Genomic DNA, 14,688 nt, shown 5'->3' with positions numbered 1-14,688 from the left:
TTAATGGAAGATGTATGACCTATGTCTAAACGAATAATGAAGTAAACCGGAAACCCATGAAAAATCAAGAAGCATATTTGCCCCCAGTATGGACCGAACCTACGCTGTTTAAAAGCCAATACCGGTCAGTTGCTCAATGGCAATTTAATTACTCCATAAAGCAACCGCTAGCCGGACTCTTTTTATCGGGGCGTTACTTCCGTATCTCAAAACCAATATAACTAACGCGGAATGCACGCCAAACCTACTATACGTTTGAGGCTAGTCATACTAGCGATTGGGCTTCTCTTCACTCTGTTAGCCCTTACCGGGTGCTTTGTGGCAGCAGTAAGTCAATCCTTACCGTCAAAAGCTGATTCTTTAGCCGAGCAGAATACTTTAATGCTACGAGCGGTGCGGGCAATAAAAGAACAGGCTGAAGCTAACGAATTGCGTGACCCCACAATGGAAATCGATGGGCTGATCATTAGTGAGACGCTTACCAAGATCGGGGTAGATTTCTACGACTTGTTCTACCAACGCTGGGTGGCGCCCCCGTCAGCCAGTGGCTACGAAGTGCGAATTGAAGAACTACCCGCCCCGGGCTTTGGCACGCTGGTGGTGGTTAAGGTCAACGAGACCACCGTTTTTCAACGGATACTTCAGCCCCGTTACGACCAACTGGAAGCCAGTGCGGATCTGGCCGTCTCCCTCACCCAGCGACACGTGAACGATCAGCAGCGGCTTACCCAGCAACTCTACGAAGAAGACCAACAAGGCACCGGTATTTATTAAACCCATTAACCATCATTCACTAATCATCCATCATTAGTCATCATTCATTAACCATCAACCACCCCCAACCATGAAAACCTTTGTATTCCTTATTACGACACTAGTACTCAATGTACTTTCAAGTCAGGCTCAAGATTTTGTTTATCGCCCCACAAATCCAGCTTTCGGGGGCGATACCTTCAACTACCAGTGGCTGCTTAGCTCGGCAACGGCTCAGAACGGTTTTGAAGACCCGGATGCTGCATTGGGTCGGCAAGAACGTGATCCACTCGAGGACTTTCAGCAGGATCTTAACCGTCGCCTGCTTAGCGATCTGTCTCGCTCGCTGGTCGGCGATCAATTTGGCGAGGAAGGGTTGGAAGAAGGAGTCTTTGAAGTAGGTATCTTCCAGATTGAAGTCTTTGAAGGAGCCGATGGCGTGAGCATCACCATCCTGGATACCTCTACCGGAGATCAAACCACTGTTACTGTGCCCGAATTTTGACATTAGTCCATAGTCGACGGTCAACAGTCAACGGTTCAATGATCCGCGAAGAGTAACCTGTAATTCTGATTACTATCGACCATTGACCGTGGACTAAAATTTACCCCCATGAAAAGCATTACTCATTTAATACAAATTGGGCTCGTTGTGGCCTTGCTGTCCACAGCGTGTGCTCCTTACTTTCGTCAGCCGTTGTCTACCGCACCGGCTCGGTTGGGCGCGGAAACACCCCAGTACCAGCATCTGACTAGCTTACCATCTCCGCAACAACCCGTTACGGCGGCAGTATACAAGTTTCGCGATCAGACCGGGCAGTACAAAGATGCCAGCAACGGAATTAGCTATTCTACCGCCATCACCCAGGGGACAACCTCAATCCTGCTACGGGCTTTGGAAGAATCGGGTTGGTTTGTACCCATTGAGCGGGAAGGTCTGTCCAATCTACTCAACGAAAGAAAGATCATTCGCTCCAGTCGGGATAACTTCTCTCAGAAGAACGGTAGTCAGGAACCCGACCTATCTCCCTTGCTCTTTGCCGGGATTTTGTTGGAAGGAGGTATTGTTTCTTACGATGCCAATGTGCTCACGGGTGGAGCAGGACTGCGCTACTTTGGGGCGGGAGCTTCGGGGCAGTACCGTCAGGATCGGGTGACGGTCTATCTGCGAGCTACATCTACCCAAACGGGACGCATCCTTAAGACGGTGTATACATCCAAAACCGTGCTATCCCAAAAAGTAGATGTGGGCTTGTTTCGTTTTGTGAGCTTTCAGCGATTGCTAGAAACAGAGACTGGGTTCACCTACAACGAGCCGGGGGAACTGGCCGTGCGGGAAGCCATTGAAAAGGCTGTAGAAGGCCTAGTTATTGAGGGCGTACTGGATGGACTCTGGAATTTGCAATACGAAGAAGAACGTAACCATCCGGCCATTCAGCGTTACCTAGCTGAGAAGGAAGAAAATCAATCGGTGGATGCGCTGGGTGGCCAGCAGCAAGAGCGACGCGGGGCAGTCAGTCTGGGCTTAGGGGGTGGTGTGCTGCGCTACGGCGGTGACTTCCGTAGGCCAACTATCAAACCCGCTGTGGAGGGCGGTATACAGTGGCAGGCCAGCACTGCCTTTGCATTGAACCTGTCGGGTGGTCGAGGTACCTTAGCGACGGAAGAAGCTTATCAATCAGATTTTTATTACGGCGAAATTAGCACCCAGTTTTGGGTACTGCCACGCTATCGTTACTCGCCTTTTCTACGAATGGGCTTGGGCTTAACCAGCGAGGATACCGGCAATCTGTCGGATGTACTGAGCAATTACCATCCTCACGCAGTCTACGAACTCGGGTTTGAGTACCTACTCAATGACCAAGTGGGGATTCAGATTGCTTTTAACAACCGCTACCTGTTCAGCGATGAGTTGGATCAGGTGGTCCAGGGTCGACGCAATGACTTTTACTGGGGAGCTAACCTGGGTGTACAACTCTACCTGGGACGGTAACCTCCTGTTTTATCATGTTTTCATTCAACCATTTTATAACCAATTAATTTCTTAAACAATCATGAAAAAGTTAATCGCAAGTTTAATGATCGGTGGGCTGGCCACCGGAGTCAGTTTGGCTCAAGAAAACCAGAGTGACGTCCAACAGAAGGGCGAAGAAAACTCCGGGGTCGTTGTTCAGGAGGGAGCTACCAATGCTGCGACCATTCTTCAGGGAATTGGCGGAACGGCTAATTTCAACGAGGCGGTGCAAACCCAAGTTGGCAAGAACAACGAAGCTCTTATCGATCAGGGTACCGAAGGTGGTGAGGCCTACGAAAATGTGGCTACCCAGACTCAGAAAGGTGACGAAAACTCCGCTGACATTGATCAAGGGACTAGAGACGGATACGCCGAAGGCAATATCGCTACCCAAACACAGGAAGCTGATAAAAACGAGGCGCGGATCGATCAGGGCGATGATGGCGGTGAAGCCTACGATAACGTAGCTACGCAGACTCAAACCGGGGAAGAAAACTCTGCGGACATTGAGCAGGGTGATGAAGAAGGTATCGCTAGAGACAATGAAGCTACCCAAACTCAAGGAGGAGATTACAATAGAGCGGTTATTGATCAGGGCGATGACGCTGGCGAAGCCTACAATAACATAGCCACGCAAGTGCAGGAAGGTGACTATAACGAAGCCTTTATCGACCAAGGTGAGGACGATGGTTTTGGTGAAGGCAATGAAGCTACCCAAATCCAGGAGGGCGATTATAACGATGCGTCTATTGACCAAGGCGTTGATGGTGGTGAAGCCTATGATAATGTAGCTACCCAAAGCCAACCCGGAGATGAAAACTCAGCCGAAATTAACCAGGGTGATGACTTTGGCTACGCCGAAGGCAATGAGGCCACTCAATACCAAGAAGGTGATTTTAACGAAGCACTGATTGACCAAGGTAATGGTGTTGGTGGCGAAGCCTACGACAATGTGGCAACCCAAGAGCAATACGGCGACGAAAACTACGCCCAAGTTGACCAGGGCAACGGTGGTGATCGGGCCGAAGATAACGTAGCTACTCAGCAGCAATATGGCGACAACAATAACGCGCTCATCGTTCAAGGTGACGAAGGTGGTTACGCTGAAGGCAACGAAGCCACTCAAATTCAGGAAGGCGACAAAAACGAAGCAACGGTTAACCAGGGGATTGAAGATGGTGAAGCCTACCGAAACGTAGCTACGCAGAGCCAACCCGGTGATGAGAACGAAGCTACTATCGATCAAGGAGTTTACGGAGGCTATGCCGAAGAGAACGAAGCAACGCAAACGCAAGAGGGTGATTACAACGAAGCGTTTGTGGAGCAAGGATCTTACGATGGCGAAGCCTACAACAATGTAGCTACCCAAACCCAAGAAGGGGATTACAACCAAGCAATGATTGAGCAAGGCGATAACGCAGGAGGAGAAGCGTATGATAACGTAGCTACCCAAGAGCAGTACGGCGATTACAATGAAGCGGATATTGAGCAAGGCGATCAAGGTGGAATAGCCAGAGATAATGAGGCTACTCAACAACAGTACGGCGAAGAAAACGATGCTGATATTGAGCAAGGTGATGAAGGTGGCTACGCTGAAGATAATGAAGCTACTCAGTACCAGGATGGCAAAAACAATAATGCTGACATTTTTCAAGGTGATGATAATGGCGAAGCCTACGATAACGTAGCTACCCAAACCCAAGAAGGAGACGACAACTCTGCTCGCATAGAGCAAGGCGATGATGGAGGGTACGCGGAAGGTAACGAGGCTACTCAGTACCAAGAAGGGGATAACAATGATGCTCTTATCGATCAGGGTGATAATAATGGTCAAGCCTACGACAACGTAGCGATGCAGGAGCAGTACGGCGAAGGAAACGATGCTGACATCAACCAAGCTGACCAAGGCGGTGAAGCCCGCGATAACGTAGCCGATCAGTACCAAGAAGGCAGGGATAATGAGGCGCTCATCGATCAAGGTGTTGAGAGTGGCTACGCCGAAGGCAACAGTGCTGAGCAAGATCAGTACGGTGATAATAACATCGCCACCATTAAGCAAGGAGTGGATGGTAGCTCTTCGGAAGATAGTGAAGCCATTCAGTACCAGGAAGGTGATGAAAACGACGCTTTCATCTTCCAAGCCGGTGAAGATAACGTAGCCGATCAGTACCAGGAAGGTGATTACAATATGGCTGATGCCCGACAGTACGGTGATGATAACCTAGCCGATCAGGAGCAGTACGGCGACTACAACGAAGCCACCATCAATCAGGGAAGTGCTACTAACTTCGTAGATGGTAACTTGGCGGAGCAATACCAGGAAGGCGACGAGAACTCAGCCCTGACCCAACAAGCGGGTGATTTCAATACTGCTTACGTGAGTCAAACAGGTGACGAAAACTCTGCTGTTCAGCAGCAAATTGCTAACAACTCCGAAGTATACATTGAGCAGATTGGTAACCGAAACAGTGCTATTCAGCAGCAAATAGGCGAACTTTCCGCTGATCAAGTGGCTGACTTAGAGAATTTAGATCCATTCTCACTATCCCGCGGTGATAACCAGAAGGCCGAAGCCTACCAAACGGGTGATGATAACATCAGCTTGCAGCAACAAGGCGGCGAAGGCAACGTGGCTTACGCCGAGCAGATGGGTGAGCGTAATAGCATTGTACAAGCTCAAAACGGCGAAGGAAACGATGCCTACGCTAAGCAAGATGGCTACGATAACGATATCACACAACTGCAACTAGGTGACTACAATGAAGCTGACGCTCTTCAGATTGGCTACGATAACATTTCGTTCCAAAGTCAAATCGGGGAGTACAATGTATCGGATGTAGTACAAGACGGTTTTGAGTTAACCTCTACTACGCTTCAGGAAGGCGAATACAATGAGGCGTACGTTGACCAAAGTGGAAACGGCCACATCAGTACTATCAATCAGATCGGTACCGGTAATGTCGCCGATGTAACCCAAGGTAATTAATCCCTCACTTGAAATAAGTCGGGTTGAGGGCGGTTCCTTCGGGTATCCACCCTCACCTCGGCCTATTTATTAACCTACTTCTCATGATACATCACACAATCAAGCTACTAGCTATATTACTGCTGAGCAGTGGGATGAGCTACGCTCAGGACTTAGCACCCGCTTTACCGGAAGAGCCAGAAATAGTTAATTTTCCCTCCGAAGTCATCACCTTGCCCGGAGCTAATATTGAGCAGGCAGGAATGTACAACGAAGTGTTTATCCAGCAGGTAGGATCGGTTCCCCATCAGAACCAGCAGTATGCCACCTTGGTACAAACCGGACACTATAATGTGCTAAGCTTGACCCAGCAGGGTAACAGTAACCAGGCAGCGGTGCAGCAGGTCGGCGATGGTAATACCTACGACGGTCATGTGCAAGGCAATGATAACCGCCTGAATATCGGTCAGTTTGGTAACGATAATCGATTAGTACAAGAAATAGTGGGTAACCAGAATACCTACCAGGTGCTGCAAGAAGGTGATAATAATGAGCTGATCCAGCGCGAATACGGAAACGGCCTGGAGTACCAAGTTCATCAGCAAGGCAGCATGCAAGTTATCATCGAGAACGGCTTTTAAGCCTTAAACAATTTTCATAGCACTTGTTGGGGGTAACAAGTAGAATGGGGCACCCAGCTTAGTGTAGACGATTCCGTGCCGCCCCATTCTTTTCTATTACCACCCCCAACAAACTGTCAATTATGCAACGCATACTTTTTTTTACCCTGTGGCTTAGTATACTTAGCTGGCTTTCTGCCTGCACCGAAGATACCATCGCGCCCATCACCCTAGGTACGCTAGAGGGCATCGTGACCGCGGACGACCTGCCACTACCTAATGTCAATATCACTACGCAACCCGCCACCAATCAGCTCCTGACCGACTCTGCCGGACGCTTCAGCATAGCGGGTATTCCGGCTGATACCTACACCATTACGGTGCGGGGCGAAGGTATTCGTACCACTAGTCTTACCGCTCTGGTTACCTCTGACTCGGCTACCGAGGTCACTATTCGAGCGGAGCTAACTGAACTAGAAAACCGAGCCCCCAACACTCCTGTCTTGGTAAGTCCGCAAAACGAAGCTAGCGACCTATCACGTACGCTGACCCTTACTTGGCAAGGTGCCGATCCGGACGAGGATAGCCTGCACTACGAAGTGCGACTTTTTACCTCGCAGAGCAACTTACGTCAATCGGTAGTGGCTCAAAATCTAGCCGATACAGCCCTGGTAGTACGTGACTTGCAATTTGCCACCACCTACTTCTGGCAGGTAATTGCTACCGATCCCAATGGGTTGAGCAGCCAGAGTGAAGTAGGTAGTTTTACTATTCAACCCATCCCCAATCTACGCATTGCTTGGGTTTCTAACACTTCTGGTAACGCTGAGATTTATGCTTCGGATGGTTCGGATACCACTATTGTGCAAGTCACTAATCAACCTGCCCGCGATGTGCAACCTCAGTTACATCCTCGTTTGTCGCAAGTAGCTTTCGCTTCCAACGTGCAGGGAGAAACCCAGTTATTTATGACCCCACTGATAGATGGTACACCTACCCAGGTCACGCAGGTGCCCTTAGCCGGATTTCATAACATTGGTACTGGGTACACCTGGTCGCCCGACGGAGGGCAGCTCGCCTACGCCCATTATCATGAACTCTACCGTATTAATGCCAATGGTAGTGGTTTAACGGTGGTGACCCAAGCTCCGGTCAATCGTCACTTTCGGGAGATGGACTGGACGGCAGTGGGCAATCAATTTGTGCTGCAAACCATTGGTACCCGTATTTATGACGCAGAAATCTACCTTTACTCCCCCGCCGAAGATTCAATGCGTTTGCTGGTAGCTAATCACCCGGGCCAGCTCCACGGTCCGAGCTTCTCCGTAGACGGGCAAGAGGTACTCTTCACCTACGATGCTTCCGAGTTTCAATCCCTAGAAGGTCGGCAACTGGATAGCCGAATCTATCGGGTACCCACTACTGCTTCGCCGGATAGCATTGAGTGGATGGATGTTTCGGTGAACAAACCGGCTGGGACGAATGATCTTCGCCCTCGCTATTCTCCCGATGGAGCCAAGATTATCTTTGAGAATGCTCCTAATGATGATCCACGCGCGGCTTCGGTCTGGGTTATGGATCTCAACGGTGATAATCGCCAGCTACTTTATCAACACGCTCAAATGCCGGACTGGAGATAGCATCAAGTTAGAAAGGGCGTAACAAACTAAGCGAGGTCAGACAAAGATAATAGGGTTGTCTCTAATTGGCTGTTTAAGCTCGGGTGGTAAACCAAAATTTTCGTCAATAAAGCGATCGATCTCGCCCAACGTTTTTTCGGAAAGAAGGCTAGTAATTTCATCTACGGCAGGGCCACCGATCATGTAGGGCAAAAACGAATACACGCAGCGGTTATCCATAAAGTGCCCGTAAATCTGGTACTCCTCCAATGTATGTTGCGCCTTTCCGGTGATTAGGCAGTTTTCTAACCACGCCGGAGCATCAAGCGAATGTGATTGCATCAATTGGTCGCGACGAAGGTGAAAGTCAACTCGATTTTCAAAAAACTCCTGGATGCGGGAGAGGGAAGACAGTGACAGCTCTTTCCGCATTTGGTCGGCACAGCTTAGGCACATGGCGTACTCAAAGATCACATCCGTAGTTTTGAAATCGGGATAATTGCGGAATGCTTTCTCAACCAGATACTGGGTATTAGGAGCTTGCAGTGCCCGATCGCAAGAAATGCACCGCTCAAAGGGAGCTTGGGTAGTATGAGAGTAGAATAACTCAGGAATACCTCCGTATTCTTGTTTAATAAATTGGTGAGAAGCCGCCCCGTTTCGATCACTACTATTTTTCGCCATACATTCTTTCCGTGTCGTTGTTCCAACAATAGCTATTAATTCAAAAATTACAAAGCCCCCTCCGGTTTTTTCGCTAATTTATCGCCTAATGACTGAACCAACTTCTACCCCCGATATTACACTTTCCTCATCGGCTGGAAAGTGGATTCTCTTCTCTACCATTCTGGCATCCAGTATGGCTTTTATTGACTCCACTGCCTTAAATGTAATTTTACCCTCATTGCAGAATAACTTACAAGCCAATGGTACGGATATTTTCTGGATACTAAACGCGTATTTACTAATGCTAGCCTCCTTAATTTTAGTGGGGGGCACGTTGGGCGATAAGCTAGGACGGAAAAAGATTTTTATGATCGGGATTGCCATATTTATGGTAGGATCAGTAGCCTGTGGATTTGCCCCTACGGTAGAGTGGCTAATTGGAGCAAGAGCGGTACAGGGGATCGGTGGGGCGCTTATGATTCCGGGTAGCCTCTCTATTATCTCAGCTACTTTTCATCATCAGGAGAAAGGAAAAGCGATTGGTACTTGGTCGGCAGCAACTACGCTGGTTACGGTGGGTGGACCTATTCTTGGCGGGGCTTTAGGAGATGCCGGCCTGTGGCGGGCAATCTTCTTTATTAACTTGCCCATTGGGTTAGCTTCGCTAGTAGTGCTTTATCGTAAGGTGCCGGAAAGCTCCAATGATAGTCTGGATCACCGCTTAGACTATGCCGGAGCAATTACTGTAGTACTAGGGCTGGCCTTACTTACTTTTGGCTTCTTAGAGATTCCTGAGCTAGGCTGGAGCCACTGGAAGGTATACGGTACATTGGCCACAGGTGCAATATTATTGGTTGCCTTTGTCCGTATTGAGCAGGTGAAAAGTAATCCGATGGTGCCACTAAGTTTATTTAAGGATCAAACGTTCACCGGGGCTAACTTGCTTACTTTTTTGCTGTACGCAGGGCTGGCAATCGGTATGCTGTTTTTGTCTTTGAATTTGGTTCAAGTGCAGGGCTATCGGCAGGTGCAAGCGGGTATGACGCTGCTGCCCTTTACTATACTATTAGCTTCATTAGCTCGGTGGGTGGGAGGCTTGGTAGATCGCTACGGCTCCCGTTGGCTACTCGTAAGTGGTTCAGTATTAGCCGGGTTTGGTTTTTTTTGGTTCTCCACCGTTGGGCTTACTGAAGGCCCTTCGCAGTTCTGGACGACGTATTTTCCGGGTATTCTATTATTCGGGCTGGGTATGTCCCTAACCGTTGTACCTCTCACCACTACTGTTATGGCATCGGTAGCCGATCAGCATTCGGGAACTGCGTCAGGCATCAATAATGCGATGACCCGAACCGCCAATGTATTTGCGAACGCCACGGTGGGGGCATTGGCGGTAGTATTGTTTACTAACTATTTGGAACCTACGGTTGATTCATTGCTGCTAAGTGAAAGCAATCGGGAAGCGATCATGCAACAAGCTGCTAACTTAGGCGATGCTCAAGTTCCGAAAGTAGTTCCCATTGATAAGCGAGATAAGGTGCAACAAGCCTTTCAACAATCATTTATCGATATGTTTAATCAGCTTATGTACATCAGTGCGGGGCTAGCTTGGGTTTCAGCCGCAGTAGCATTCATTCTCATTAAAAAACGACAGATAACGGAGAAATGAATAGTCAATAACCAAACTTCTTTAGTCTTTTTAGAGAAGCGCGTTTCTTTTGTTATTACAATATAAAAAAATGTAAAGCTATACACTTTTAGGAACGATGAGATAATAAAGTATCTAAGTTAAACGCCGGGATTTTGGTGCGGGACGAGGAACGGAAACCGAGCATAGCCGAGCTATGAGAGGCTTTTCGTGACGAAGTACCGCGCCGAAAAAACAAGTACAAATAGGTACTTTATTGTGTTATCGTTCCTTAGCGTCTTTGGTTGTGCTTCGTGAGACTCTACTTTCTAAAGTATTTCTGCTTATTCTATTTTTTTGATTTAAGAATTGAGGCATGAAGTTCTCAATTAGTCAGGCCAATTATTTTAACAAATATTAAAAGCGAAGGGATTAATCGTTAGGCCGGATAAGACTGATGTATTGAAAGCCACGAAGCTGCAACGGTAAAGCTTCCGGCTTAACCCTCTTTAAGAAATACTACCTTACGATGCTTTTCACCCCAATTTTTAAGGGCAAGGATAACAGGTTTGAGCGATTTGCCATGTTTGGTGAGAGAATATTCAATACGAACTGGAGTTGAGTCAATTACTTTTCGATTCACCAGAAAGTTTTCTTGCAGGTGCTTTAGCTCCTTAGAAAGCATTCGGGGTGTAATACCTAAGACCTCCTTTTCAATTTCTCCAAAGCCTTTTGGCTCGAAGGAGAGCGAAAGAATAATTGGTAATTTCCACTTTCCTTGTAGTACATACATCGCATCCAGAATGGGTAGCATAGCCGCCTTGCATTCTTGTTTCTTGCTCATAAAACATGCTATCTTTTCAACTATACTTTAGTATAGGACTATATCAAATATAGTGATAAAGTAGTACTTTGGTTCTATGGAAAGAAAAAAAATCATTTACAAAATTTTAGTAGGCTTACTTGTCGTGCTGTTCGGATTCGGTGGAATATCAAATCTGCTGTTGCTACCTGACATGGTGGCAAGTCTCAATACGCTTGGTTACCCAGAATACTTTGGTAGAATTCTGGGGCTAGCTCAAGTGCTAGGCATCATGGTATTGGTAGCTCCGGTAAGTAGTAGACTAAAGGAGTGGGCTTTTGCTGGTTTTTACATCAATTTGATTTCAGCTATTGCTTCCCACCTGATCGTAGAAGGGCTTGTTCCGGCTGTTGGAATCATATTGGTGGCATTGGTGATTCTAACCACCGCTTTCGTGAATTTTATGCAACTTAAAACCACCCCTAATCAATGATAATCATTCATGTAACCACAACGGTAAATCCATCAAATACAGACGCCTTTGAAAAAACAATCCAAAAAGTATGTGATGATGCACTGAAACTGAAAGGATGTATTGCTTATACCTGGTTTCGGGATCATCATGTGAAAAACGGATACATGGTGTACGGAGAGTTTGAATCTATGACCGATTTTAAGGTTTATAAAGAATCTGAGGTAGTTAAAAAAATTGTGACCGAAGTCATACCACTTACTTCATCTAAGCCTAAATACAGGCATTTTGATGGGGAGGTTTTTGAACAGGGTTAATAAATGAAAACTTCATTTACACAAAAGGCCTATCAACACAGCATCGACAGCCTATATACGGCCTTTCAAAACCACATCGTTAAATACCTCTTTGTAGCTTTCGCCGATAGGTAGGTATTTGTCTTTCACTTTTACCTTTCCGTTTCGGATGTCCTGAATTTTATGAATGGCGATGATGTAGGATTTATGAATGCGGATGAACAACGAGGTGCCCAGTTGTTCTGCCAAAGATTTCAGACTGCGGATGGTTAAAATGGGGCGATCAGCATTGGTATGAATTTTTACGTACTCCTTATAGCCTTCAATGTAGTGAATATCGGCTAATGATATTTTGATCATGTGGTGCTCTGAGTGAACAAAGATAAAGTCTGAGGGACTACTATCCGAGACAGAGGCGGTAGTAGATCTGGTAGAGGTATTGTTTGCCTTGTTAATAGCTTTTAAGAATCGATCAAAGCCAAAAGGTTTGAGTAGATAATCGGTAGCATTCAGTTCAAAGCCTTCAATAGCATATTCTGAGTAGGCGGTGGTAAAGATGATTTGAGGGATACTTTGTAAGGATTTGACCAAATCTATTCCATTCAGCCCGGGCATATTGATATCAATAAAGACAATGTCAATCGCCTGCTGATTGATGACGGGCAACGCCTCAAAAGGGTTCTCGTAGGCTCCAATCAGTTCCAGATAGGGTACTCGCTTCACGTAATCCTCGATCACGCTTAGGGCGAGTGGCTCATCGTCAATCGCGATACATTTCATTTGCTTAGCGTTAAAACTACATTGAAATAACCGTTGATTTTATCAATCGCTAACTGGTGGCGTCCGGGGTAAAGTAATTCTAGTCTTCGCTTCACATTTTCCAGTCCGATACCTGCATCTTTCTCCAGTTGCTCCGAAAAATCGCCCACTGTGTTAGAAACTCGAAATATCAATTCACTTTGATCTTTGGTTTCCAGTGTTACATCAATTACGCTCTTAGTTTCGTAGCTATGGCTGTGCTTGAACGCGTTTTCTACAAATGTAACGAGCAAAAGGGGTTCAATTTTAAAGGCGTTAGTGCTTCCCCGATGTTCAAATTTCACTTCTTTACCGTTGGTTTTGACGTACCGTAGTTTCTGCAAATCAATATAGTCGCGTAAAAATTGTATCTCCTTAGACAGTGTAATTCTATCTACATTACTTTCGTACAAAATGTATCGCATTAAGTTAGAGAGCAGAAGAATGGCCCGCTGAGTCATTTCGGTATCGGTAGCAGCCAAAGCATAAATACTGTTGAGGGTATTAAAAAAGAAGTGAGGATTAATCTGACTTTTCAAAAATGAGAGTTCGGCCGATAGTTTTTCCTTTTCGGTTTTCTCAATTACTTTTCCTTGACGTTCCCAATCCAATAGCATTTCAAAGGTGGTTCCTAGTGTAAGCGTCATTAAGAAGAAGGAAATAACCGGAGCAAAGGTATTCATCGGAATTTCAATTGACTCATTTGCTTGTGAGGTGATTATTAAGGATCGAGCACCAACAGGGCTTAAGAGCTGTATGAAAGAATGATAGATAACGATGATAGTTACTATGCATAGTACGTACTGCCAATACTTGCGCCGTTTGAGAAAAATAGGAATTAGCCAGACAATGTTGACCAGATAAAAGGGAATGGTTACTATACCGAATAAAAACATGCGAGTTGACTGCATGAACGCTACTCCAATACTATTAATCAGAATGATGGGAGGAATGAAGGTAACCACCATTACTAACCCATGAAACAACCAACGATATTTAGAATATAGTTTTGCCAACTCTTTCCTCTATTTTCAGGCAAAGTAAGAAAATTTACTAATCATCTTCGTCCTCTTCCTCGTTGGGCTCAAACTCCCAGATATCGTCGAAGTAGGAGCTACCACTTCGCCCAGTGGTGATAAATCCTCGTTCGTTGACCGTGAATGCTACGGCATCCCGGCGAGGGGCAGCTTCAATCGGCGTTTTCTCCGTCCAGAAGTCGTTAGACGGATTGTATTCCCAAACGCTGTTGGTTACTGAGCCGCGTAATCCGCTCACTATGTAAGCCCGGCCGTTCATGGTAAAAGCAGTAGCATTCTCCCGAATAACAGCGTAGTCATCTTCCTCGTCCAGATCAGTCATGGCCACCCAGGGAAAATCGGGTAACAGGGTAGGATCAAACTGCCAGAAGTCCAGTTCCAAACTACCGTTATCGGAACCAGTACCCACGTAAGCAAAGTCGCCAAGAACGAAGGCCACGGCATTCTCTCGTTTACTACCTCCCAAGCTAGGAATTTGCGACCAAGTATTGCTACCCGGGTCATACTCCCAAAAGTCCTTGAGTGTATTTCCATCGTCACCCGTCCCCACGTAGCCTTTTCCGTTCAGACCGAAAGCTACCGCATTGCGTCGGGCTGTACCGCCAAAATCAGCAATGCGAGCCCAAGCGTTAGACGATGCATCGTAGCGGTAAAAGTCGCGCAACTCATCGTCGCCGTCGAAACCCAGCCCTACGTATCCGGTGCCTCCAATTGAAAAAGCTACCGCCGCACTACGCCCTACTCCCGGAAGCGAATCCATGCGCTGCCAGAAGTTTTGGTTTACGTCATAACGCCAGAAATCGCGGTAGTACTCGTCTTCGTCTCCGTTGAACCCAGTACCGACATAGGCAAATTCGCCAATAGCAAACGAGACCGCACTCGATCGTCTAAAACCCTCAAAATCAGAACGCTCAACCCAATTGCCGAGCAAGTCATCATCTTCCTCATCGCCATCGCAGGCTAATAGTCCGAGTATACAAGTTGTCAGAAAGGTAAATAAGAATATACGGTGTTCTGTCATG

Annotated in this window: 15 protein-coding genes; 10 read left to right on the top strand and 5 right to left on the bottom strand. The window is 46.8% G+C overall.

The features are described from left to right. The first annotated feature begins 56 nt into the window (after positions 1-56). The 7 genes from P0M28_RS29600 (at position 57) to P0M28_RS29570 (ending at position 7,992) form a co-directional block, all read left to right on the top strand. Entirely contained in the window at positions 57-221 is a 165-nt protein-coding gene (locus tag P0M28_RS29600) for a hypothetical protein (RefSeq protein ID WP_302207124.1), read from the top strand. A 10-nt stretch (positions 222-231) separates the two neighbouring features. Then, positions 232-774: a CsgE family curli-type amyloid fiber assembly protein gene (locus tag P0M28_RS29595; RefSeq protein ID WP_302207123.1), complete on the top strand. Its 543-nt coding sequence runs from the start codon at positions 232-234 to the stop codon at positions 772-774. 70 nt (positions 775-844) lie between these two features. Then, positions 845-1,258, top strand: coding sequence for a curli production assembly/transport component CsgF (locus P0M28_RS29590; protein ID WP_302207122.1), 414 nt, complete (start codon positions 845-847; stop codon positions 1,256-1,258). Between the two features lie 108 nt (positions 1,259-1,366). Further along, complete coding sequence (locus P0M28_RS29585; protein ID WP_302207121.1) at positions 1,367-2,746, top strand: CsgG/HfaB family protein; 1,380 nt, start codon at positions 1,367-1,369, stop codon at positions 2,744-2,746. A gap of 61 nt (positions 2,747-2,807) precedes the next feature. Beyond that, entirely contained in the window at positions 2,808-5,753 is a 2,946-nt protein-coding gene (locus tag P0M28_RS29580) for a hypothetical protein (protein WP_302207120.1), read from the top strand. Positions 5,754-5,836: 83 nt separating this feature from the next. Next, the gene (locus P0M28_RS29575; RefSeq protein WP_302207119.1) at positions 5,837-6,373 is read left to right on the top strand and encodes a hypothetical protein; all 537 of its coding nucleotides are present in this window, start codon (positions 5,837-5,839) and stop codon (positions 6,371-6,373) included. Between the two features lie 122 nt (positions 6,374-6,495). Then, entirely contained in the window at positions 6,496-7,992 is a 1,497-nt protein-coding gene (locus P0M28_RS29570; protein WP_302207118.1) for a carboxypeptidase regulatory-like domain-containing protein, read from the top strand. A 36-nt stretch (positions 7,993-8,028) separates the two neighbouring features. On the opposite strand, the gene P0M28_RS29565 is transcribed toward P0M28_RS29570, so the two are convergent. Further along, on the bottom strand, positions 8,029-8,655 hold the full coding sequence (locus P0M28_RS29565; RefSeq protein WP_302207117.1) for a hypothetical protein: 627 nt from the start codon (positions 8,653-8,655) through the stop codon (positions 8,029-8,031). Positions 8,656-8,743: 88 nt separating this feature from the next. Between P0M28_RS29565 and P0M28_RS29560 the strand changes: the two genes are divergently transcribed. Next, positions 8,744-10,303: an MFS transporter gene (locus tag P0M28_RS29560; protein WP_302207116.1), complete on the top strand. Its 1,560-nt coding sequence runs from the start codon at positions 8,744-8,746 to the stop codon at positions 10,301-10,303. Between the two features lie 457 nt (positions 10,304-10,760). On the opposite strand, the gene P0M28_RS29555 is transcribed toward P0M28_RS29560, so the two are convergent. Next, positions 10,761-11,105 (bottom strand): winged helix-turn-helix transcriptional regulator, encoded by a 345-nt coding sequence (locus tag P0M28_RS29555; protein WP_302207115.1) that lies wholly within the window; start codon positions 11,103-11,105, stop codon positions 10,761-10,763. 76 nt (positions 11,106-11,181) lie between these two features. Here P0M28_RS29555 and P0M28_RS29550 point away from each other — a divergent pair, with 76 nt between their 5' ends. Further along, positions 11,182-11,556, top strand: coding sequence for a DoxX family protein (locus P0M28_RS29550; protein WP_302207114.1), 375 nt, complete (start codon positions 11,182-11,184; stop codon positions 11,554-11,556). Beyond that, a complete protein-coding gene (locus P0M28_RS29545) occupies positions 11,553-11,852 on the top strand; it encodes a putative quinol monooxygenase (protein WP_302207113.1) in 300 nt (99 codons plus the stop codon). The genes P0M28_RS29550 and P0M28_RS29545 overlap by 4 nt, the downstream gene beginning before the upstream one ends. A gap of 51 nt (positions 11,853-11,903) precedes the next feature. Here the strand turns inward: P0M28_RS29545 and P0M28_RS29540 are convergent, their stop codons facing one another. From P0M28_RS29540 to P0M28_RS29530, 3 genes are read right to left on the bottom strand one after another with little or no spacing between them, the layout of a single operon-like run. Further along, complete coding sequence (locus tag P0M28_RS29540) at positions 11,904-12,611, bottom strand: LytR/AlgR family response regulator transcription factor (protein WP_302207112.1); 708 nt, start codon at positions 12,609-12,611, stop codon at positions 11,904-11,906. Then, the gene (locus tag P0M28_RS29535) at positions 12,608-13,645 is read right to left on the bottom strand and encodes a sensor histidine kinase (protein WP_302207111.1); all 1,038 of its coding nucleotides are present in this window, start codon (positions 13,643-13,645) and stop codon (positions 12,608-12,610) included. Before P0M28_RS29535 ends, P0M28_RS29540 begins: the two co-directional genes overlap by 4 nt. A 37-nt stretch (positions 13,646-13,682) precedes the next feature. After that, positions 13,683-14,687, bottom strand: a complete 1,005-nt coding sequence (locus tag P0M28_RS29530; RefSeq protein WP_302207110.1) for a Kelch repeat-containing protein — start codon at positions 14,685-14,687, stop codon at positions 13,683-13,685. Between the last annotated feature and the right edge of the window lies 1 nt (position 14,688).

It is taken from the genome of Tunicatimonas pelagia (assembly GCF_030506325.1).
In the GTDB taxonomy this organism is placed as follows: Bacteria; Bacteroidota; Bacteroidia; order Cytophagales; family Cyclobacteriaceae; genus Tunicatimonas; species Tunicatimonas pelagia.
The sequence above is the reverse complement of the archived record's forward strand: the minus strand, read 5'-3'. Positions and strand labels throughout refer to the sequence as shown.